The sequence below is a fragment of the Collinsella sp. BG-O-102 genome (assembly GCF_023656745.1).
Classification (GTDB): Bacteria; Actinomycetota; Coriobacteriia; order Coriobacteriales; family Coriobacteriaceae; genus Collinsella.
The window spans coordinates 82,443-103,442 of record NZ_JAMOKO010000001.1 but is presented as its reverse complement, the minus strand read 5'-3'; the positions used below and the strand labels follow the sequence as shown (position 1 = coordinate 103,442).

Below are 21,000 nucleotides of genomic sequence, written 5' to 3'. Positions count from 1 at the left end.
AAATCTTACGAATAGACGATGGTAAAGGGCTCTTTCGTTTCGGTCTCCCCTGTTGATGTATACCTCACAATTTCAAGGGTTACCGAGACAACTTGATCGACATCAATCAACTTCGTTGGCACCCAGATGTTCTCTCCGCTATTGCGCCCATAAGAAAAATATAAGTTGAACACCCCTGCGTCGTCATCTTCGATAATCTGCTCCGATCCATCCTTGTAGCTGACGGTCAGCTTATTATCAACTGCTTCATAGCCCAAATCATCGATGTGCGTCTGGATGGAAAACGGGCTAATCTCAAGAGGCGAGTCACCGGAGCGGAGTTCCTTTGTATCGACGTACGCTCCAATATTGAACTCGGGTGTCGACGCCTCAAACCGCCTCGCACTCTCACCTTCACCCTCGGTCCAATGGATATTCCAGGTGACAGCATGTTGCAAATCTCGCTCGCGATCCATAGCGGCAAAGTACATCGTGCCATTAATGACAGTATCGCTTGATGTGTCCTTATCAATTGTGCTGCGTGTGTCAGGCCATTCCTCGCCGAACTTCATATCGGGCGTGCCGATGCCCTGCTCTTCTTCACCATAGAGAACAAGTTCGCCAATCTCTGCTGCTGGCTTGTAGTAGTTAACTCCATTTGGATTGGACAACGTAAACGTCACGGCTCCGCAGCCGTTTTGGTCGATTGCCATCTCATGGATATCAAGCGTATAGCCGTTGCCCTCGACGGACAGATTAACCTCCTGGACTGCGCCTTCCAGGCTTTGGGGCGCGATGCCATCGCCAAACTCTCTGGTGTAGGTATATTTAGTTCCCGATGAGCCGCCGTTGGTCCAGGTAATGGAATCCCCGTTGCCGTGGTTTCCCCAGGCAGAGGCAAAATAGCTGGAATTGACGACGGCGTAGGCGACCCCTCCGGTCGCCAGCACTCCGGCAAGGCATCCGATCACGGCAACATACAGAGGCTTCGCGTGACCCTTTCGGCGAAGCGGCTCACCAGCAGCGGCATAAAGAACACGGTCAGCAAGATCGCTATCGGCTTGGACGGACTCGAAGGCCTGCTTGATTTGATTGGATTTCACGGTCGCCCTCCTCTAGGATGAACTTGAGCTTCGATCTGCCGCGAGCCAAACGCGTTCGAACAGTCGCGGCTGGCACATGCAATAACTCGGCAATCTCTGAGGTCGAAAAGCCCAGATAGTAATAGAGCATGATGGGAACACGGAATCGTTCCGGAAGTCGCATAACGTCTGACAGGACCGCCTTGGTCTCCTCCTGCGCCGTCGAAAGCGAATCGGCCAGGTTCTCAATATCCTCCACACGCCTCCATGGCTTTCGAAAGAGAGATTTGCATTCATTGATCGTGACCCGGATAAGCCATCGACGAAGATGTTCCCAGCTTTCAAATTGCGCATCGCTTTTGAGTAACTTCAGAAAGACGTCTTGAGCGACATCGTCGGCATCGGCACGATCGCGCAGATACGTCAATGCGATTCGAAACACGACATCCCTGTGATCTTCGACCGCCTGTCTAAAAGCTTGTTCTTCCATAATCACCTCCCGGTGACGTTAATGATTCTTGATGAGGCCCTCACCATAGATACGCTCTTGCCGGACGAAATGTTTCAAATTCAAGCAGGAAAAACCTACCAAAATAAACCTGTCCCTTTTTGGCAGGTTTTCTTCAACAAAAAAGGCCCGCCCCCCCTGTTGGGAAGCGAGCCTTTATAAGCGCGGTTAACGTACTTGGAAGTTACTCCTCGTCGTTGTCCTTGGCCTCTTCGGCGTCGTCGGTGTCCACGAGCTGGTTGAGCAGCTCGTCGAGGGAAGCCATGTCCTCGTTGATGGCACCGTTGGCGGGAGCCTTCTTGTCGCCGATCGGAGCGCCCAGGAGCTCCTCGTCGGCGTCGGCGTGATGCGTCGGCGCGGCAGAGGTGCCCAGCAGGATGTCGTCCGGACCGTCGGGGCTAAAGACCATCTGCAGCAGCTGCGAGAGGTCTTCCTCGTCGGCAACGTCGTCGTTGTTCTCGAGGATGTAGAGCAGGTCGTGGGCCTCAAGGCCGTCACGGAGCTCCTCGATCGCCTTGGCACCGATGCCGTCGATGCGCAGCAGATCCTCCTCGGACTTGCCGACCAGGTCGCCGACCGTCTCAATGCCGACCTCGCTGAACTTGTTGGTCCAGCGCTGCGACACGCCCAGGTCGTCGAACAGGTACAGGCGAGCCTTCTCGGCGGAGATGGTGTGGCCGTTGCGGGTGAACGAACCGTCAGCACCACCGAACTCGTCGTAGCCGGCCCAGTCGAGCTGCTGCGGAAGCTGCTCGTCCAGGTCCTTGAGCTCCACCGGAGCCCACTCGGGCAGCGACTTGGCGTTGGGCGAAACCGGGCCGTCGATGTCCACGTAGCCGTCGGCCGTGCGATACGTCAGCTTGGCGTTGGCGTACGGCTTGAGGCCGGTACCGGCCGGGATCTTCTTACCGACGATGACGTTGGACTTAAGGTCGAGCAGGTGGTCGACCTTGCCCTCAATGGCAGCCTCGGTAAGGACGCCGGCGGTACGGATGAACGAAGCGCTCGACAGCCAGGAGTCGATGTTGGACGCAACCTTGAGCGTACCCAGGATGACGGGCTCGGCCACGGGAGCCTGACCGCCCAGACGGGCAACGCGCTCGACCTCGTCGGCGAACTCGTAGCGGTCGACGTACTGACCAAGCAGGTACTTGGAGTCGCCGGGGTTGGTGATCTGAACGCGACGCAGCATCTGACGTGCGAGCACCTCGATGTGCTTGTCGTTCAGGTCGACGCCCTGGCTGGTGTAGACGTCCTTGACGCTCTCGACGAAGGTGTGCATCGTCGACTCGATGTCGGTCAGCTTGCGCAGGTTGCGGAAGTTGACGAAGCCCTTGGTGATCTGGTCGCCGGCGCGAACCTCGCAGCCGTCCTCGATCTCGGGCATAAAGCGCACCGATGCGGGGACGCGACGCTCGTCGAGGACACGGGTGTGGTCCTCGGAGTCGGTGAGCGTCAGCACGTACTCGGACTTCTCGGGCTTAATCGAGAGGTGGCCGGAGTACGGAGCCAGCTCGGCCTCGCGACCCAGAATCTTCTCGTTGACGTTGCCGACGATATCGAACATACGGCTGACCGTAGGCAGACCCTGCGTAATATCGTCGACGCCAGCGACGCCGCCGGAGTGAATGGTACGCATCGTAAGCTGCGTACCGGGCTCGCCGATGGACTGGGCGGCAATAATGCCGACGGCAGTACCGATGGCGACCGGACGACGGGTGGAAAGATCCCAACCGTAGCACTTCTGGCACACGCCGTACTTGGAGCGGCAGGTGAGCAGCGCGCGGAGCTTGACCTTCTTGAGGCCCGCATCGACCATCTTCTGGATGTCGGCGACCTTCTCGATGTAGCCGTCCTGCTCAAAGAGCACGGTGCCATCGGGAGCCACGACGTCCTCGATGAAGCAACGGCCGACAAGGTCGGTGTTGAGGTCGGTGGTGCCGGGGATGATGAGGTTGTAGGTGACGCCCTCGTGCGTACCGCAGTCCTCCTCGCGGACGATGACGTCCTGGGCCACGTCGACCAGACGACGGGTCAGGTAACCAGAGTCCGAGGTGTGGGATGCGGTATCGACCAGGCCCTTACGGGCGCCGTAGGTCGAAATGAAGTACTCGAGCGGCAGCAGGCCCTCGCGGAAGTTCGCCTTAATGGGAAGGTCGATCGTCTCGCCGGACATGTCTGCCATCAGGCCACGCATGCCGCCGAGCTGACGCAGCTGGGTCTTAGAACCACGGGCGCCGGAGTCGGCCATCATGTACAGCGGGTTCTCCTCGTCGAACAAGTCGAGCATGAGCGCTGCGACCTTGTCGGTACAAGCGGTCCACTCGTTAACGACTTCGATGTGGCGCTCCGTCTCGTTGATGAAGCCCTCCTCGAAGTACTCGTTGATCTGGTCGACGTTGGCCTGGGCGCGGTCGAGCAGCTCCTGCTTCTCGGCAGGGATGAGAGCGTCCCACACCGAGATGGTGAGACCGGCGCGGGTAGCGTAGTGGAAGCCGGAGTACTTGATGGCGTCGAGGATCGGGCCGACCTTGGCCTCGGGGTAACGATCGCAGCAGTCGGCAACCAGCTTGGCCACATCGCCCTTGACCATCTTGTAGTTCATGAACTCGTAGTCTTCGGGCAGGCACTGGCGGTTGAAGATGATGCGGCCGATAGAGGTCTCGAAGCGCGCGGTCTTGTTGCCGGTGACGTCGTAGTCGACGAACTCGTTCTTGCCGTTCTTGACACGGAAGATACGGGTGCCGTCCTCGTTGATGACGTTGGCGTTCTCGGCGGACACGCGGACCTGGATCTTGGCCTGCATGTCGACCTCGGAGCGGCAGTCATAGGCGTGCAGCGCGTCGTCGAAGCTCGAGAACACGTGGTTCTCGCCCGGCAGACCCTCGCGAACCTGGGTGAGGTAGTACACACCGATGATCATGTCCTGCGAAGGGATGTTGACCGGCTTGCCGGATGCCGGCGAGCGCAGGTTGTTCGCAGAGAGCATGAGCACGCGGGCCTCGGCCTGAGCCTGGCTGGACAGCGGCACGTGGACAGACATCTGGTCGCCGTCGAAGTCGGCGTTGAAGGGCGAGCAGACCAGCGGGTGCAGGTGGATAGCCTTGCCCTCGACCAGCACCGGCTCAAAGGCCTGGATGGACAGACGGTGCAGGGTCGGTGCACGGTTGAGCAGCACGACGCGGCCGTCGATGACCTCTTCGAGGATATCCCACACAAAGGTGGCACCGCGGTCGATAGCGCGCTTGGCGCCCTTGATGTTCTCGACCTTGCCAAGCTCGACCAGGCGCTTCATGACGAAGGGCTTGAAGAGCTCCAGTGCCATGGTCTTGGGCAGACCGCACTGGTGCAGCAGCAGCTTGGGGTCGGTAACGATGACCGAACGGCCGGAGTAGTCGACACGCTTGCCCAGCAGGTTCTGACGGAAGCGACCCTGCTTGCCCTTGAGGGCCTCGGCGAGCGACTTGAGCGGGCGACCGCCACGGCCAGAGACCGGGCGACCACGACGGCCGTTGTCGAACAGGGCGTCCACGGACTCCTGGAGCATGCGCTTCTCGTTATTCACGATGATCGCAGGGGCGTCCAGGTCAAGCAGGCGCTTGAGTCGGTTGTTACGGTTGATCACGCGACGGTACAGGTCGTTGAGGTCGGACGCGGCGAAGCGGCCACCGTCGAGCTGGACCATCGGGCGCAGATCGGGCGGAATGACCGGAATGACGTCCAGAATCATATTCGCGGGGCTGTTACCGCCCTTCAGGAAGGCGTCAACGACCTCGAGGCGCTTAACGGCCTTCTCGCGCTTCTGCTTCTGGGAGTCCTCGTCGGCGATGATGGCCTTGAGCTTCTCGGCCTCGGAGGGGAGGTCGATGGCAGCGAGCAGGTCGCGGACGGCCTCGGCACCCATGCCACCCTTGAAGTACATGGAGTAGTAGCGGGTCATCTCGCGGAACAGCGGCTCATCGGAAATGAGGTCGCGCTCGCTGAGCTTCATGAAGGCGTTGAAGGCGTCCGTGCGGAGCTGCTTCTCGTCCTTGCACTCTTCCTCGATGTCGACGATGCCAGAGGCGATCTCCTCGGGGGTCAGCGGCTCCTCGTCGGAGAACTCGTCGAAGTTCTCGGGGTTGCCCTGCTCCTTGAGGGACTCGATCTGGCGGGCGCACTCGGCATCGATCTCTTCCAGATCGGCGGCGAGCTCCTCGCGCAGGTCGTCAGCGTCGGCCTCGCGAGCCACGTAGTCGACCTCGGTGATGATGTAGCTGGCAAAGTACAGAACCTTCTCGAGGTCCTTGGACTTGATGTCGAGCATACGGCTCATCGGGAAGCTCGTGGGGCTCTTGAAGTACCAGATGTGGGACACGGGAGCGGCGAGCTCGATGTGGCCCATGCGGTCGCGACGCACCTTGGCCGAGGTGACCTCGACGCCGCAGCGCTCGCAGACGATGCCCTTAAAGCGGATGCCCTTGTACTTGCCGCAGGAGCACTCCCAGTCCTTGGCGGGACCGAAGATCTTCTCGCAGAACAGGCCGTCCTTCTCGGGCTTGAGGGTACGGTAATTGATGGTCTCCGGCTTCTTGACCTCACCGTGCGACCAGGAACGGATCTGGTCGGCGGAGGCAAGGGAGATCTTTACCGAGTCAAAATCAGTAGCTTCGAAATCTGCCACAGTCAACTACTCCTTATCAGTGGTCGTGGCGGCGACAGCCTCGGGTGCCTCGGCGGTCTCGGCATCCTGGGCTTCGACGTCGGCATCAACGCCGGCGAGCGCGGCCAGGTCATCGAGGGCAGAGGTCTCCTCGGCGGTCACAGGGGCGGAGGCGTCCTCGTCGGCATCGTGCATGGGCTCGATGTCCAGTGCGAGGGAGCGAATCTCCTTGACGAGAACCTTGAAGGACTCGGGGATACCCGGGACCGGAACGTTCTCGCCCTTGACGATGGACTCGTAGGTCTTGACGCGGCCCACGGTATCGTCGGACTTGACGGTCAGGATCTCCTGCAGGACGTTGGAAGCACCGTATGCGTACAGTGCCCAAACTTCCATCTCGCCGAAGCGCTGGCCGCCGAACTGAGCCTTGCCGCCCAGCGGCTGCTGGGTAACCAGGCTGTAAGGGCCGGTCGAACGGGCGTGGATCTTGTCGTCGACCATGTGGCCGAGCTTGAGGATGTAGGACGTACCCACGGTAATGGGCTCGCGGAACTCCTCGCCGGTGCGGCCGTCGAACAGACGGGTCTTGCCGCGCTCGTCAAGCTGGGTGACAAACTCGGGGCGCATGTGATCGCCAAAGGCAGCGGTGGCCTTGTTGAGCATGTTCTTGTTGGCACGACGAATGACCTCGGCGATCTCGTCCTCCTTGGCGCCGTCGAAGACGGGCGTCGCGGTGAAGAACGGGCCGGGGACGTACTTGTCGGAGTCGGCCTGCTCGGTATCCCAACCGCAGGCGGCAGCCCAGCCAAGGTGGCACTCGAGCAGCTGGCCGACGTTCATACGCGAAGGAACGCCCAGCGGGTTGAGGATAACGTCGATCGGGGTACCGTCAGCCATATAGGGCATGTCCTCGACCGGCAGAACGTTACAGATAACACCCTTGTTGCCGTGGCGGCCGGCGATCTTATCGCCCTGCTGGATCTTACGACGCTGGGCGACGTAGACGCGCACCTGCTCGTTGACGCCGGGGGCCAGGTCGTCGCCGTTCTCGCGGCTAAAGCGGACGACGTCGATGACGCGGCCGTAAGCGCCGTGAGGCATCTTAAGGGAGGTATCGCGAACGTCGTGAGCCTTGGCACCGAAGATGGCACGCAGCAGGCGCTCCTCGGCGGTCAGAGCGCTCTCGCCCTTAGGCGTGACCTTGCCGACCAGGATGTCGCCAGGGCCGACCTCGGCGCCGATGCGGATGATGCCGTCCTCGTCGAGGTTGGCAAGCATGTCCTCGGAGAGGTTCGGGATCTCGCGGGTGATCTCCTCGGGGCCGAGCTTGGTGTCGCGGGCGTCGATCTCGTGACGGGTGATGTTGATGGTCGTCAGCAGGTCCTCGGCCACCAGGCGCTCGGACACGACGATACCGTCCTCGTAGTTAAAGCCTTCCCACGGCATGTAGGCCACGGTGAGGTTCTGGCCCAGTGCGAGCTCGCCGTGATCGGTCGAAGGACCGTCGGCCAGAGGCTCGCCCTGCTCAACGGTGTCACCGACGCGCACGAGCGGACGGTGGTTGATGCAGGTGGACTGGTTGGAGCGCTGGTACTTGGCCAGATGATACTCATCCATGCCGCCGGCATGCTTGACGATGATCTTGGCGGCGTCGGCAAAGATGACCTCGCCGGCGTTCTTGGCCAGGGTGACCTCGCCGGAGTCCAGAGCGGCGCGACGCTCCATGCCGGTACCGACATAGGGAGCGGCGGGGTGAACCAGCGGCACGGCCTGGCGCTGCATGTTAGCGCCCATCAGCGTACGCTTGGCGTCGTCGTGCTCAAGGAACGGGATCAGCGTGGCTGCGACGGAGAGCATCTGACGCGGCGAGACGTCCATGTAGTCGACGTCCTCGACAGGCACGTCGGCGGGGGCGCCGAAGGAGCCGTCGAAGTCGCGGGTACGAGCGATCACGGTGTGCGGACGGACGATCTTGCCCTCGGCATCGGTCGTGATGAACTCGTTGGTCTTGGGATCGAGCGGCGTGTTGGCCGGCGCGATGACGTGCTTCTCTTCCTCGTCAGCGGTCATCCAGTCGATCTGGTCGGTGGCAACGCCGTTCTCGACGCGACGGAACGGGGCCTCGATGAAGCCATACTCGTTGACGCGGGCGTAGAGGGCGAGCGAGCCGATCAGGCCGATGTTGGGGCCTTCGGGGGTCTCGATCGGGCACATGCGGCTGTAGTGCGAGTTGTGAACGTCGCGGACGGCCGTCGGCACGTTGGTGCGGCGGCTGGAGCCCGACTTGTGGCCGGCAAGACCGCCAGGGCCGAGTGCGGACAGACGGCGCTTGTGGGTCAGACCGGTCAGGGGGTTCGCCTGGTCCATGAACTGCGAGAGCTGCGAGGAACCGAAGAACTCCTTGATGGAGGCCACGATCGGACGGATGTTGATGAGCGACTGCGGGGTGATCTCGTCGATGTCCTGGGAGCTCATGCGCTCACGGACGACGCGCTCCATACGGCTCATGCCGATACGGAACTGGTTGGCGACGAGCTCGCCGACGGTACGGATGCGGCGGTTGCCAAAGTGGTCGATGTCGTCGACCTTGAAGCCCTGCTCGCCGGCAGCGAGGGACAACAGGTAGCGCAGCGTCGCGACGATATCCTCGTCGGTGAGCACCGTGACCTCTTCCTCGGTGGTGAGGTTGAGCTTCTTGTTGACCTTGTAACGACCGACGCGGGCCAGATCGTAGCGCTGCGGGTTAAAGAGCAGGCCCTCGAGCAGGCTGCGGGAAGCGTCCACGGTGGGAGGCTCGCCCGGGCGCAGGCGACGGTAGATCTCGATGAGGGCGTCCTCGCGAGTGAGGGCGGTGTCGCGCTCCAGGGTGCGCTTGATCACATCGGAGTTGCCGAGCAGCTCGATGATGTCGTCATTGGTGACGGCGATGCCAAGGGCGCGCAGGAACATCGTGGCGCTCTGCTTACGCTTACGGTCGATGGAGACCATGAGCTGGTCGCGCTTGTCGACCTCAAACTCAAGCCAGGCACCGCGGGACGGGATGATCTGGGCCTTGTAGATCTGCTTGCCCGAATCCATCTCGGAGCTGTAGTACACGCCCGGGGAGCGGACGAGCTGCGAGACGACGATACGCTCGGTACCGTTGATGATGAAGGTGCCCTGATCGGTCATCATGGGGAAGTCGCCCATGAAGACGAGCTGCTCCTTGATCTCGCCGGTCTCCTTGTTGGTGAGACGGACGTCGGTCAGAAGCGGAGCCTGATAGGTCATATCCTTCTCGCGGCACTCCTCGACGGTGTGCGCGGGGTCGCCGAACTGATGCTCGCCGAAGGTAACCTCGAGAACATGGTTCTGGCTCTGGATGGGGCTGGATTCCTTGAACGCCTCACGAAGGCCCTCGTCCTTAAAACGCTCAAAGGATTCCCTTTGAACAGAGATAAGGTTGGGGAGCTCCATGGCCTCCGGGATTTTCCCGAAGCTGACGCGCTTGCGCTCAGTGGCAGTGTATGCGTAGGTCACCAGGTTTTTCCTCCTTCACGGAAATGCTCGGTGGGTTGGCGAGGCATGGCTTCGCCAGTTATCGCAACCTAATAGTTTATCAGGTACCGACCGTTGGGCAAGAAAAGCCTTGACGCGATTGAGTTTTTGGAGTAGCAAAGTTTTTCGACAGAAAAGGTGCAGGTAGATAAGTGTGCATCGAACACCTGTTCATATATTTTCTGTGAACGAGGTTGCTGGTGCGGACCGCTGAATGACGGAATGGCGGCGAGGGTTAATCGGGCGGAAACTGCGTCCCGTTTTGAGGCCTCAAACTGGGTCGCGCTTTCCGGTTGGACCCTGTTTGGGAAACCGCATCCCGTTCTGAGCCGAAATTCCGGGTCGTAGTTTCCGCTAGTGGCCTCAGCTGGAAAGCGCATCCCAGAATTCGGCCGAATTGTGGGTCGCAGTTTCCGGGGCTAAGCTGTAGCTCGCATAAAAAACGGGTGCAGACCGAAGTCCGCACCCGTAAATGTCGATGCCCGAAGGCTTATTTGCGCATCAAACCGCCGCGCTCGTCGATGGCGTCCCAGAAGGCGCCGGCAAAGCGAGGGTCGTTTGCAGCCATGAGGGCGTTGGTGGCCATCCAGCCAGACGGGGTACCGGTATCGTAGCCCGACAGCGGGTCGATGACGACGGCGTACATGGCCTCGCGATCGAGCGAACGTGCCATGGCGTCGGTCAGCTGGATCTCGCCGCCCTTACCGGCCTGCTGATCGGCCAGCAGGTCCATGACCAACGGGCTCAGCAGGTAGCGACCGACGATGTACAGGTTGGACGGAGCCGCCTCGGGAGCGGGCTTCTCAACCAGGCCGCCGATGCGCCAAACGGCACCGGGCTCGTCGTCAGCGGCATTCTCGAAGCCCTCGAGAGAGCCCACGCGATCGCCGGCGATGACGCCATAGCGGCTGACTTCTTCGGGAGCGCACGCGGCAACGGCGATAACCGAAGCGCCACCGTGCTCCTTGGAGACGGCCAGCATCTTGTCGCAGATGTCGCGGTTGGGAACAACGTAGTCGCCCAGAAGAACCAGAAAGTTCTCCCCTGCCACAGCGTCAGCGGCAGAGCGAATGGCGTGACCGAGGCCCTTGGGCTCGTACTGATAACGGAAGTCGACCGGCATACCGCCCGCATGGGCGACAGCGTCGGCGTAGGCGTCCTTACCGCGCTCGCGCAGCAGGTTCTCGAGCGAACGGTCGGGCTGGAAGTAGTTCAGCAGCTCGGGCTTGCCGGGCGAGGTAACGATGATGGCGTCGTCGACCTCCTCGGGGTCGAGCGCCTCCTCGACGACATACTGGATGACCGGCTTGTCGAGAACCGGCAGCATCTCTTTGGGCGTGCACTTGGTGCCAGGCAGAAAACGCGTGCCAAGACCGGCGGCGGGGATGATTGCCTTCATATTATTCAAGGATCCTTTCGCAGGCGCAGGATGCGCCCTGTGCGTGCGGCACGGCGGCCGCAGACCAAATTGCGATACCGAAGTATCTTACCGCCGGGACCAGGCACTACCGCTAGGCAAACGCAATTCTTCAGCAGGTCAACGCAAATTATTGCTCGAATGGTGCAATTTTATCGACCAACGGTAGCGAACCCAAAGCACCGCAAACGACAGCAATTTGCATGCCGAGCCAGCAAAATAGAGGGGTCATAACAAAAAAGACGGGGCTCGCAATGCGAACCCCGTCTGCAAAGAAATCTGGCGAGAAAGCCTGATTACTTGAGGGTGACAGCAGCGCCAGCAGCCTCGAGCTTCTCCTTGGCAGCCTCGGCGTCCTCCTTCTTGGCACCCTCGAGAACAGCCTTGGGAGCGCCCTCGACGACCTCCTTAGCCTCCTTCAGGCCAAGGTTGGTGAGCTCACGGACGGCCTTGATGACCTGGATCTTGTTGTCGCCGAAGCCCTCGAGCACGACGTCAAACTCGGTCTTCTCCTCGGCCTCAGCAGCGCCAGCAGCGGGAGCGGCGACAACAGCGGCAGGAGCAGCGGCGGAAACGCCGAAGGTGTCCTCGATAGCCTTGACGAGCTCGGAAGCCTCGAGAAGGGTCATTTCCTTAAGAGCATCGATGATCTCATCGGTGGTAAGCTTAGCCATTTCTAAGTCCTTTCGGTTTCCGTGTCTGTGCACGGAGATCAGTTAAAACACGGCGCGAATGCGCCAGGGGTGCGGCGTTGCCGCCGCGGGTGAAAACAGCGACTAGGCTGCCTTCTGCTCGGAGACCTGCTGGATCGAACGAGCGAGACCAGAGGAAACGCCGTTGACGCAGACAGCGATGTCGCGAGCGAAACCGGAGATGAGACCGGCGATCTGGCCGAGAAGCTGATCCTTGGTAGGCAGCTCGGCGATAGCCTTAACATCATCAGCGGAAACGGCCTTGCCGTCGGAGATACCGCCCTTGATCTCAAGGACACCCTTGGACTTAGCGGAGAAGTCCTTAAGGGCCTTAGCGGCCTCGACCGGCTCGGACTCGTAGAACACATAAGCGACGGGGCCGGCGAGGATCTCGTCGAGCTCGGGCTGCTCCTGGTTCTTGAGAGCGATCTTGACCAGATTGTTCTTGTAGACCTTCATCTCGGCGCCGCACTCGCGAAGCTGATGACGCAGCTCCTGAGCCTGCTTAACCGTCAGACCGTTGTAGTTGACGACGAACAGACCGGCGTTCTCGGCGATACGGGACTCGATCTCTGCAACCTTGTCGATTTTGTACTGCTGGGGCATGAATTACACCTCCTCGAATTCTTTCCGGGCACGGTCCGCCACAAGGACGTGACGGGGGCATGTCCAAAAAGAAAGCCCCCGCGCTGCATGAGCGACGGGGGCGAGAAGACATATCTACTCGACCACCTCGGCTGGCGGGATATCCCATTAAGCTCGCGGGCGATGCCCGTTTGCACCGGCTGTCTCTGGCAGCGGATTCGTGCGTGAACCGAAAGTATTATGGCGGGGACCCCGGCGTCGGTCAACGGAAAACCGGGCTGTACACAATTCCACCATCCGGCCGCGCAGCCAAAGGCCAGGCGCAAGGTTTTCGCTCGGTCAAGTCCTGGCTCGCACGAAGAGCACATTAAGTGCTCTTCGGCTCGTGCGGAATCTACGAAAACCTTGCGCCTGGCCTTTGGCGGCGCGGCCTGCGTTGACTTTGGGCAGCCCGGGTTTTCGTTGGGTGACGCCCCCACTCATAAAGCTTGGGTCGGTGGGCTGATGTATTGCGTCCCGTTGGGCTATAAGGTTGAAATGAAGGTGGACAGGCGATTTAGGCCTTCGTCCAGGTTTTCGTCGGAGACGCAGTAGCTGAGGCGGATGTGGCCTTCGGTGCCGAAACAGTCGCCCGGGACTAGGGCTACGTTTGCCTCTTCGATGGCTTTGATGCAGAAGTCTTCGCTGGTTAGGCCGAACTTTTTGATGCTCGGGAAAGTGTAGAAGGCTCCTGCGGGCTCTACCACGTCGAGGCCCATGGCGTCTAAGGCTGCGAGTACGCGTTCGCGACGGGCTCGGTAGACTTTGAGCATGGGGGTTGGGTCGACGGTCAGGGCTCGGGCTGCGGCGTCCATCTCGAAGGAGACGGCGCTCGATACTAGGTATTGGTGGGCTTTTGCGATCTCGGCGATGACGGGGGCTGCCGCTGCGAGCCAGCCCAAACGCCAGCCGGTCATGGCCCAAGGTTTGGAGAAGCTCTCGATGACCACTGTCTGCTCGCGTAGCTCCGGGTGGCGCTGGGCAAAGCGCTCGTAGCCATCCACATAGACCAGACGGTTATATACGTCGTCGCAGACCACGTAGATGCCCGCCTGCTCTGCCACGCGTGCCACGGCGTCGAGCGATGCCGCGTTGAGAATGCAGCCCGTGGGATTGTTGGGCGTGCAGATGACGATGGCCTTGGTCGCCGGCGTCACGCAAGCACGAAGTGCGTCCTCGTCAATCTGAAATTGCGCAGGCTCCGTATCCAAAAAGACCGCCTTGGCATGGTTGGCCACGGCAATGCTCTCGTACAAGCCAAAGGCCGGCGTGGGGATAATGACCTCGTCGCCGGGGTTGAGCATAGCCATAAATGTTGCCGACAGGGCCTCGGTCGCGCCGTCGGTCAGGATGACCTCGTCGGCCGAAAACATAAGGCCCGCGTCCCCCATGTAGGCAGACAGTGCCTCGCGCAAGGCAGGGCGACCGTTGTTGGGCGGATAGTGCGTGTCACCGCGGTCGAGCGAGGCCGTCACCTCGGCGCTAATCACATCGGGCGTGGGAAAATCGGGCTCGCCAAGCGCAAGCGCGATGCACCCTGGGTGCTGGGCGGCGAGCGCGTTAATCCGACGGATGCCGGAGGGCTTGAGCGTGGCAAGCGAGGTATTCATAGGCAGACGCATGGCGTTCCTTTCGTAAGGGTTGCACTAGGATAGCGCGGCGAGGCGCCGTCAGACGGTGTAACCTAAACGGAAACCGACCGGAAAGGAGGCGGCATGGAGACGACCGCACGCGGCGATAAGCCCAAAACACTGCAAACCATTGCGTATATCAGCATTCCCGAGAGCGTCGATCTTGAGTTTTTGCTCTGGGACCTGCAGGATGCCATCGCTGCCTATGCACAGCTTTCTGGCACCGCGCTCCCCCACTCGGTTGATTTGGAGGCGGACGATGCCGGCTGCGTTGTCGATGGCATCGTGCTCGCTGTTGATGATGCATTTGATGATGAGGCCATGATCGCTGTCGAGCAGATACTCGATCGCCTTGGGAATACAGAGACACGCATCTATGTCGTCATTCTTGCTGGGTCCGAGGACGCCAAACGGGCACACGAAACCGCTGCGCGGCTGCGTCGGGCCTGCCGTCTTCGTGACCTGTCGTGGTGCGGCGGCGTTGTCATCTGCGCCGGCAGCGGCATTGCGGCGCTTCGCCATTCCCCACGCATGGGCCTCTTGCGGCGACCGTTTTCGGAAGCGATGGATAAGCTTGTGGGCGCTGTGCGCATGGGCTGTTCCATTGAGCATGCGCAGCTGCTTGGCGGTGGCAATGCCGATAGTGTCGACGTCGACGGCATGGTGCGCGCTAGGCCTGCTGTGCCCGCGCTAATCTGGCGCACCATCATCAAACATCTCGGCGCCCATGCTCAATCAAATATCTAAATTAGAGAGCGACCCAGTCAACTGACTCGCGCCAGCGCTCGACAAGCCGCTCCAGGCGCCAGGCCGCATTGGCAGGACTTGTCGAGGGCAGGACGATGGCGGGCAGCCCGGTGCGTTCTTGTAGATAGCGCTTGTAGAGCCGGCCAGCTGTGCCACCGTTGCATATCACCTGCTCAATGGGAGCCACGTCGGTAATGCACTCGATATGTGCCGGCACAACGTTGCGAATGCTCGCATCACTCGAGCCCTTAATGTCGCAGCTCTCAATCACATCCCACAGGGCTACGCCGCCGTTCAGCAGCATGAATCGCTTGGCGGCAATCGAGGCGTCGAGCGTCGCAGGCTCGCTGCCTGCCAAAAGGTCGCCCTCGTTGGGCGGCACGGGCACACCGAGGCACGCGGCCATCACGCGCCAAAAGCGGTTCTGGGGATTACCGTAGTAGAAGGCATTGGCGCGCGAGAGCACCGAGGGAAACGATCCGAGCACCAAAACGCGCGAACACTCGTCAAACACGGGCTCAAACCCATGCTCAATATGTTGATAGCCCTCGTCAGACGTTGCCATGGCCTAGGCCCTCAGCAGATAACGCACCTCGTAGGGCGCAAGCTCAAGGGAGCCCGGCAACTCGACCGTGGGCATGCCGTCGGCAAGCAGGTCGACAAAGGAGCCGTTGAGCTCGCCGGCGCCAAAGGTATAAGGCTCGCCCACGGCGTTCACCGCTACGAGCACCGTCGCGCCGTCGCAGGCGCGTTCGAACAGCAGCTGCTTGTTCTGGATCACCACGTTGCGGTACGCGCCGTAGTTGAGAGCACGGGCCGCCGCGTCGTCGGCCGAGCGAAGGTGCGCAAGCTGCGTGATGAACGCCGTCAGCTCGTTGGGCGCAGGCTCATCGAGCGCAGGGCGCAGCGCCCAGTCGCCATCGGGGCCACCCTTTTCGCCAGCAATTCCCCACTCGCTGCCATAGTAGACGCACGGAATGCCCGGCATGCCAAAGAGCATGCCATAGGCGGGACGCAGGCACGACTTGTCGGTGAGGATGCTTGCCAGGCGCGGCACGTCGTGGTTGTCGACAAACGACAGCAGATGCTTGCCGCGGTAGATGCACCAGGGGTCGCCACCAAACTGACGGTGCAGCGAGTGCGCGATCTCGAACATGTTGACCGAGTTAAAGCTGGAGTACAGGCCCTTGTAACATTCGTAGTTGGTGCAGGAGTCGAGCATCTCGTCGTTGACGATCTGGTTGTAGTCGCCGTGGAGCGTCTCGCCGATCAGCACGAAGTCGGGCTTGAGCTCACGGGCAAAGCTATGCAAACGACGCATGAAATCGCGGTCGAGCATGTAGGCAACGTCCAGGCGCAGGCCATCGACACCAAAGACGTCGGCCCAACGGCGCACGGACTCGAGCAGGTAATCGACCACAGCGGGATTTTGCAGGTTGAGCTTCACAAGCTCAAAATGGCCTTCCCAGCCCTCGTACCAAAAGCCGTCGCCATAGCAGGAGTCGCCGTCAAAGCTAATGTGAAACCAATCCTTGCAGGGCGAGTCCCACTTACGCTCCTGCACATCGCGGAAGGCCCAAAAGCCACGACCGACGTGGTTGAAGACGGCGTCGAGCACCACGCGGATGCCGTGGGCATGTAGCGTCTCGCAGACGGCGGCAAAGTCGGCATCTCCACCCAGGCGGCGGTCGATATGGCGCAGGCTGCGCGTATCGTAGCCGTGGCTATCGGACTCGAGCGGCGGGTTGATCAGCACAGCGCCAACGCCGAGTTCCTGCAGGTAATCGGCCCATTGAGCAATCTTCATGATGGGGGCATCGGAGTTGGGCGCGTCGTTGGCAGCCTGGGCGAGCTCATCCTCAGCAACGGGCGCGGCGTTTTCGCGCGGAGCTCCGCAAAAGCCCAGCGGATAGACCTGGTAGAACGTCGTCTCGTATGCCCACATAGCAACCTCCCGGTAAGCTCAACACAACGACATCCATTGTATGCCCAGCCTGTATCCACTCCCCCAAAATAAGTTGCGGTGAAATACGGACTGTTTGCCAGGTTTATTGGGCTAAACAATCCGTATTTCACCGCAACTGATGAGGGGACGTGATTAGGCGACGGGCTTGGCGCGGCGGATGGCCGGGAACATTACCGTGATAGCGAGGATGACGCCCACGACGGCGATCGCACCGCCCGCGTAGCCGATCCAGGCGATACCGGGGCCCGACACCACGGCGCCGCCGATCGCCGTACCGGTGCCGATCCCCAGGTTGAACAGGCCCGAGAAGATCGACATGGCGACGGCCGACGAATCTGCCGGCGTGTGCTTGATGAGCTCGGCCTGAAACGCCACGTTAAAGGCCGTGGCGCAGCAACCCCACAGTGCGCAGACGGCAAGCACTGTCACGAGCGACGATGCGGCCGGCCCCATGAGCAGCAGGGCCACCGGCACGCCGGAGAGCGTGATAGCCAAGAACGGGAAGCGATGCCCATCGAACAGGCGGCCAAACAGCCAGCTTCCGAGCAAACCAGAGCAGCCAAACGCCGTCAGCGTCATGGTAATGGCGCCCGCATCGACGTGCGCGACCTGCGCCAGGAAGGGCTCGATATAGCTGTAGCTTGCGTAATAGCCGGTCGCCATGAAGACCGTGACTGCGTAGAGCGCGATGAGGAGCGGGTTCTTGAGCAGCTCGGGCAGCTGTTTGAACGTAAAACGCTCGCCCGCTGGCATGGCAGGAAACACCGTGGCCTGGTAGACGACCGCGACAGCAGACAGCGCTCCGACCACGGCAAACGTCATGCGCCAGCCCACGGCCAAGCCAATGGCGCGACCGAGAGGCAGGCCAAAGATCTGCGCGATGGACGAGCCCGTAGCGATCATGCTGATGGCGAGCGCCCCGTGACGTGTGTCAACCAGGCGCGACGCCATAATCGAGGCGACTGACCAGAACACGGCATGTGCGCAAGCGACCACCAGGCGCGCGCAGACCAGGATGGGATAGGTGGGCGCCACGGCGGACAGGAACTGACCCAACGAAAACACGGCCAGCACGCCCAGCAGCATCCGCTTGAACTCAAAGCGCGAAGCGAACACCATAAGCGGCAGCGACAGCAGCATGACGCCCCAGGCGTAGACCGAGATCATGATGCCAGCTTGGGCCTCGGTGAGCGAAAACGATGCGGCGATGTCGGTCAGCAGGCCGATGGGCATAAACTCCGACGTGTTGAACACGAACGCACAGCAGGTGAGCCCGACGAGTGGGAGCCACTGCTTGAGCGTGATGCCGTCTTGCCTTGTCTGAGTCATATATAACGTCCCCAATCGTTTTGAGCGGAGGCGATTATATAGCAACAGCCCCGCATCCGTCAGCAACAGATGCAGGGCCGAAAACAATTCGATACACAAAGGTTGCGCCGTCAATAAATAACTAAGCCAGCCCCAGCAATATGCCCGCCGAATGCACGACAAACGCCACGATCCAGGCGACCGTCACTTGAAACGCGAATACGGCCACGGCATAGCGCGCGCCCAACTCGCTCTTGACAGCGCCGATAGCGGCCACGCAAGGCGGGTACAGCAGCGTAAAGACCAAGAACACGTAGGCGGTAAACGGCGAAAACATGGTTGACAGCGCCGCGGGCGACGTTGCGCCCAAAAGCACCGTGAGGGTCGAGATGACGCTCTCCTTGGCGATGAGCCCCGTGACGAGCGCCGTCGAGGCGCGCCAGTCGCCAAAACCGAGCGGGGCCAGCACCGGCGCGATAATGCTACCCAGACCGGCAAGTAGACTCTGCGACTGATCGGCGACCACGTTAAAGCGAATATCGAACGTCTGCAGGAACCAGATGACCACGGTAGCGGCAAAGATAATGGTAAAGGCCTTGGTAATAAAGTCCTTGGCCTTATCCCATGCCAGCATCACCGTCGTCTTGACGCTCGGCAGGCGGTAATTGGGCAGCTCCATGATAAACGGCACTGGGTCGCCCTTAAATGCCGTGCGGTTGAGCACCAGGGCGGCAATGCAGCCGACCACGATACCGATCAGATAGAGCGAGACCATGGCGGGAACTGTCGCCTGCGGGAAGAATGCTCCGCACAGCAAGCCGTAGACCGGCAACTTGGCCGAGCAGCTCATAAACGGCGTGAGCATGACCGTCATCTTGCGGTCGTGCTCGGATGGGAGCGTACGGGTCGACATGATAGCCGGCACGGTGCAGCCAAAACCGACGAGCATGGGCACAAAGCTGCGGCCCGACAAGCCAAAGCGACGCAGCACCTTATCCATGACAAAGGCCACGCGCGCCATGTATCCGGAGTCTTCCAGAATGGAGAGGAACAAGAAGAGCACGACGATAATCGGTAGGAAGGTCAGCACGCTGCCCACGCCCGTAAGCACGCCGTCGACAGCCAGCGAGCGCACCACGTCGTTGGTTCCGAACGCCTTGAGGCCCGCATCGGCCGAGGCGATGATGGCAGCGATACCGTCCTCCATAAATCCCTGCAACGCCGCGCCGATCACGCCAAACGTCAGCCAAAAGACGAGGCCCATGATCACCAGGAACGCCGGAATGGCCGTGTAGCGACCCGTCAGGATGCGGTCGATCTTGACGGAGCACACGTGCTCGCGGCTCTCGTGCGGCTTGACGACGCAGCGCCCACACACGTCGCCGATAAAGCTAAAGCGCATATCGGCCAGCGCGGACAGGCGATCGGTGCCGGCCTCGCCCTCCATCTGGGTAATGATGTGCTCGATAGCGTCGAGCTCGTTGCGATCCAGGTGAAGCGCCTCGGTCACCAGCTCGTCGCCCTCAACCAGCTTGGTCGCCGCAAAACGCACGGGAATGTGCGCCGTCGCGGCATGGTCCTCGATAAGGTTGGCGATGCCGTGGATGCAGCGATGCAGCGCACCGCCGTCTGGACCATCGGGTGCGCAAAAGTCCAGGCGACCGGGGCGCTCGCGGAACCGCGCCACGTGCAAGGCATGATCAACCAGCTCGCCGATACCCTCGTTGCGGGCAGCGCTAATGGGGACAACAGGCACGCCCAACAGGCTCTCGAGCAGGTTGACGTCCACGGCGCCGCCGTTGGCCGTCACCTCGTCCATCATGTTGAGCGCGATGACCATGGGGCGGTCGAGCTCCATAAGCTGCAGCGTCAGGTACAGATTGCGCTCAATGTTGGTGGCGTCAATGATGTCGATGATAGCATCCGGGCGCTCGTCGAGGATGAACTGACGACTCACGACCTCTTCGCCTGTGTACGGCGACAGGGAGTAAATGCCAGGCAGGTCGGTAACGCTCGCCTCGGGATGGTTGCGGATGGTGCCATCTTTGCGGTCGACCGTCACGCCGGGAAAGTTACCGACGTGCTGATTGGAGCCCGTCAGCTGGTTGAATAACGTGGTCTTGCCGCAGTTTTGGTTGCCGGCGAGGGCAAAGTGCAGCGGCGCGCCCTCTGGCACGGCCGTCTTTGCCGCACGGGGCGAATACGTCCCCTCGCCCAGGGCCGGATGCTCCGTCGTGCCGATTGCGGCGTTAGCGCGCGGACCCGTATCGGTGTCGTGAATACCCACGAGCTCGATGCGAGCGGCATCGTCCTTACGCAGTGTCAACTCGTAGCCACGCAGGCGGATCTCGAGCGGGTCACCCATGGGGGCGTACTTCATCATGGTGACTTCGGTGCCCGGCGTTAGACCCATGTCCAAAATATGCTGTCGGAGTGCCTGATCGTCCGATGCCACCGATGCGACAACGGCGTCCTTTCCAATCTCGAGTGTATCGAGCTTCACGTCCGTGCTCCTCCCCCGGCGCCCGCAGGGCGTTGTATTTATGTTCACCATGGCTAACCGTTTGCCATGGCTAACCAATTTTAAGCTTACATGATAGCGTGAACACACAACGACGTTCAATCGACAGATCGGTGCAAGGGGAATTCTGGGCCATTGCTTCCCAGACGGGCCTGTTGCGGAAACCGAATCCCACTCCGGAACACCTAAACGGGACGGGCTTTCCGGTTGAGGCATCTAGCGGAAACTGCAGCCCGGAATCGGCGCTCAGACTGGGATGCGATTTCCCGATCGAGCCCCTCGGGGAAACTGCGACCCGGAATCTGCGCCCAAAACGGGTCACGATTTCCCAAACGGGACGTGGTTT

General features: G+C 61.0%; 14 protein-coding genes. 2 read left to right on the top strand and 12 right to left on the bottom strand.

The genetic code is table 11. From position 1 onward, the window contains the following. Positions 1 to 5: 5 nt before the first annotated feature. Together NBH09_RS00460 and NBH09_RS00455 are read right to left on the bottom strand one after the other, a co-directional pair. Positions 6 to 1,082, bottom strand: a complete 1,077-nt coding sequence (locus tag NBH09_RS00460) for a DUF4179 domain-containing protein (RefSeq protein ID WP_195569127.1) — start codon at positions 1,080 to 1,082, stop codon at positions 6 to 8. Next, positions 1,033 to 1,551 carry an RNA polymerase sigma factor gene (locus NBH09_RS00455; RefSeq protein WP_195364297.1) on the bottom strand — a complete coding sequence of 173 codons (519 nt, stop codon included), beginning with the start codon at positions 1,549 to 1,551 and terminating at the stop codon, positions 1,033 to 1,035. The genes NBH09_RS00460 and NBH09_RS00455 overlap by 50 nt, the downstream gene beginning before the upstream one ends. A 21-nt stretch (positions 1,552 to 1,572) precedes the next feature. Here NBH09_RS00455 and NBH09_RS00450 point away from each other — a divergent pair, with 21 nt between their 5' ends. Further along, entirely contained in the window at positions 1,573 to 1,731 is a 159-nt protein-coding gene (locus NBH09_RS00450; protein ID WP_250786755.1) for a hypothetical protein, read from the top strand. 22 nt (positions 1,732 to 1,753) lie between these two features. Here the strand turns inward: NBH09_RS00450 and NBH09_RS00445 are convergent, their stop codons facing one another. The 6 genes from NBH09_RS00445 to NBH09_RS00420 all read right to left on the bottom strand — a co-directional run bounded on the left by NBH09_RS00445 (position 1,754) and on the right by NBH09_RS00420 (position 14,103). Further along, positions 1,754 to 6,232, bottom strand: a complete 4,479-nt coding sequence (locus NBH09_RS00445; RefSeq protein ID WP_250786754.1) for a DNA-directed RNA polymerase subunit beta' — start codon at positions 6,230 to 6,232, stop codon at positions 1,754 to 1,756. 6 nt (positions 6,233 to 6,238) lie between these two features. Continuing rightward, positions 6,239 to 9,730 carry a DNA-directed RNA polymerase subunit beta gene (gene rpoB, locus NBH09_RS00440; protein ID WP_199408647.1) on the bottom strand — a complete coding sequence of 1,164 codons (3,492 nt, stop codon included), beginning with the start codon at positions 9,728 to 9,730 and terminating at the stop codon, positions 6,239 to 6,241. Positions 9,731 to 10,238: 508 nt separating this feature from the next. Continuing rightward, positions 10,239 to 11,147 (bottom strand): UTP--glucose-1-phosphate uridylyltransferase, encoded by a 909-nt coding sequence (locus NBH09_RS00435; RefSeq protein WP_117635355.1) that lies wholly within the window; start codon positions 11,145 to 11,147, stop codon positions 10,239 to 10,241. 314 nt (positions 11,148 to 11,461) lie between these two features. After that, complete coding sequence (gene rplL / locus NBH09_RS00430; protein WP_006235005.1) at positions 11,462 to 11,839, bottom strand: 50S ribosomal protein L7/L12; 378 nt, start codon at positions 11,837 to 11,839, stop codon at positions 11,462 to 11,464. A gap of 102 nt (positions 11,840 to 11,941) precedes the next feature. Further along, positions 11,942 to 12,463, bottom strand: a complete 522-nt coding sequence (gene rplJ / locus NBH09_RS00425) for a 50S ribosomal protein L10 (protein ID WP_006235004.1) — start codon at positions 12,461 to 12,463, stop codon at positions 11,942 to 11,944. Between the two features lie 503 nt (positions 12,464 to 12,966). After that, positions 12,967 to 14,103 (bottom strand): pyridoxal phosphate-dependent aminotransferase, encoded by a 1,137-nt coding sequence (locus NBH09_RS00420; protein ID WP_250786753.1) that lies wholly within the window; start codon positions 14,101 to 14,103, stop codon positions 12,967 to 12,969. A 93-nt stretch (positions 14,104 to 14,196) separates the two neighbouring features. On the opposite strand from NBH09_RS00420, the gene NBH09_RS00415 reads away from it, so the two are divergent. After that, positions 14,197 to 14,859, top strand: coding sequence for a hypothetical protein (locus NBH09_RS00415; protein ID WP_250786752.1), 663 nt, complete (start codon positions 14,197 to 14,199; stop codon positions 14,857 to 14,859). Between the two features lies 1 nt (position 14,860). Here NBH09_RS00415 and NBH09_RS00410 read toward each other — a convergent pair whose 3' ends face one another. The 4 genes from NBH09_RS00410 to feoB form a co-directional block, all read right to left on the bottom strand. Then, the gene (locus NBH09_RS00410) at positions 14,861 to 15,424 is read right to left on the bottom strand and encodes a DNA-deoxyinosine glycosylase (protein ID WP_250786751.1); all 564 of its coding nucleotides are present in this window, start codon (positions 15,422 to 15,424) and stop codon (positions 14,861 to 14,863) included. Between the two features lie 3 nt (positions 15,425 to 15,427). Next, on the bottom strand, positions 15,428 to 16,804 hold the full coding sequence (locus tag NBH09_RS00405) for an alpha-amylase family glycosyl hydrolase (RefSeq protein WP_250786750.1): 1,377 nt from the start codon (positions 16,802 to 16,804) through the stop codon (positions 15,428 to 15,430). 153 nt (positions 16,805 to 16,957) lie between these two features. Further along, on the bottom strand, positions 16,958 to 18,154 hold the full coding sequence (locus NBH09_RS00400) for an MFS transporter (RefSeq protein WP_250786749.1): 1,197 nt from the start codon (positions 18,152 to 18,154) through the stop codon (positions 16,958 to 16,960). Between the two features lie 121 nt (positions 18,155 to 18,275). Beyond that, positions 18,276 to 20,687 carry a ferrous iron transport protein B gene (feoB, locus tag NBH09_RS00395; RefSeq protein ID WP_250786748.1) on the bottom strand — a complete coding sequence of 804 codons (2,412 nt, stop codon included), beginning with the start codon at positions 20,685 to 20,687 and terminating at the stop codon, positions 18,276 to 18,278. Between the last annotated feature and the right edge of the window lie 313 nt (positions 20,688 to 21,000).

Excerpts from the sequence above, each read along its gene's own strand:
- NBH09_RS00400 (WP_250786749.1), bottom strand. The coding sequence starts at position 18,154 with ATGACTCAGACAAGGCAAGACGGCATCACGCTCAAGCAGTGGCTCCCA.
- NBH09_RS00410 (WP_250786751.1), bottom strand. The coding sequence starts at position 15,424 with ATGGCAACGTCTGACGAGGGCTATCAACATATTGAGCATGGGTTTGAG.
- rplJ (WP_006235004.1), bottom strand. The coding sequence starts at position 12,463 with ATGCCCCAGCAGTACAAAATCGACAAGGTTGCAGAGATCGAGTCCCGT.
- NBH09_RS00415 (WP_250786752.1), top strand. The coding sequence starts at position 14,197 with ATGGAGACGACCGCACGCGGCGATAAGCCCAAAACACTGCAAACCATT.
- NBH09_RS00435 (WP_117635355.1), bottom strand. The coding sequence starts at position 11,147 with ATGAAGGCAATCATCCCCGCCGCCGGTCTTGGCACGCGTTTTCTGCCT.
- NBH09_RS00450 (WP_250786755.1), top strand. The coding sequence starts at position 1,573 with ATGATTCTTGATGAGGCCCTCACCATAGATACGCTCTTGCCGGACGAA.
- feoB (WP_250786748.1), bottom strand. The coding sequence starts at position 20,687 with ATGGTGAACATAAATACAACGCCCTGCGGGCGCCGGGGGAGGAGCACG.
- NBH09_RS00405 (WP_250786750.1), bottom strand. The coding sequence starts at position 16,804 with ATGTGGGCATACGAGACGACGTTCTACCAGGTCTATCCGCTGGGCTTT.
- NBH09_RS00455 (WP_195364297.1), bottom strand. The coding sequence starts at position 1,551 with ATGGAAGAACAAGCTTTTAGACAGGCGGTCGAAGATCACAGGGATGTC.
- rplL (WP_006235005.1), bottom strand. The coding sequence starts at position 11,839 with ATGGCTAAGCTTACCACCGATGAGATCATCGATGCTCTTAAGGAAATG.
- NBH09_RS00420 (WP_250786753.1), bottom strand. The coding sequence starts at position 14,103 with ATGCGTCTGCCTATGAATACCTCGCTTGCCACGCTCAAGCCCTCCGGC.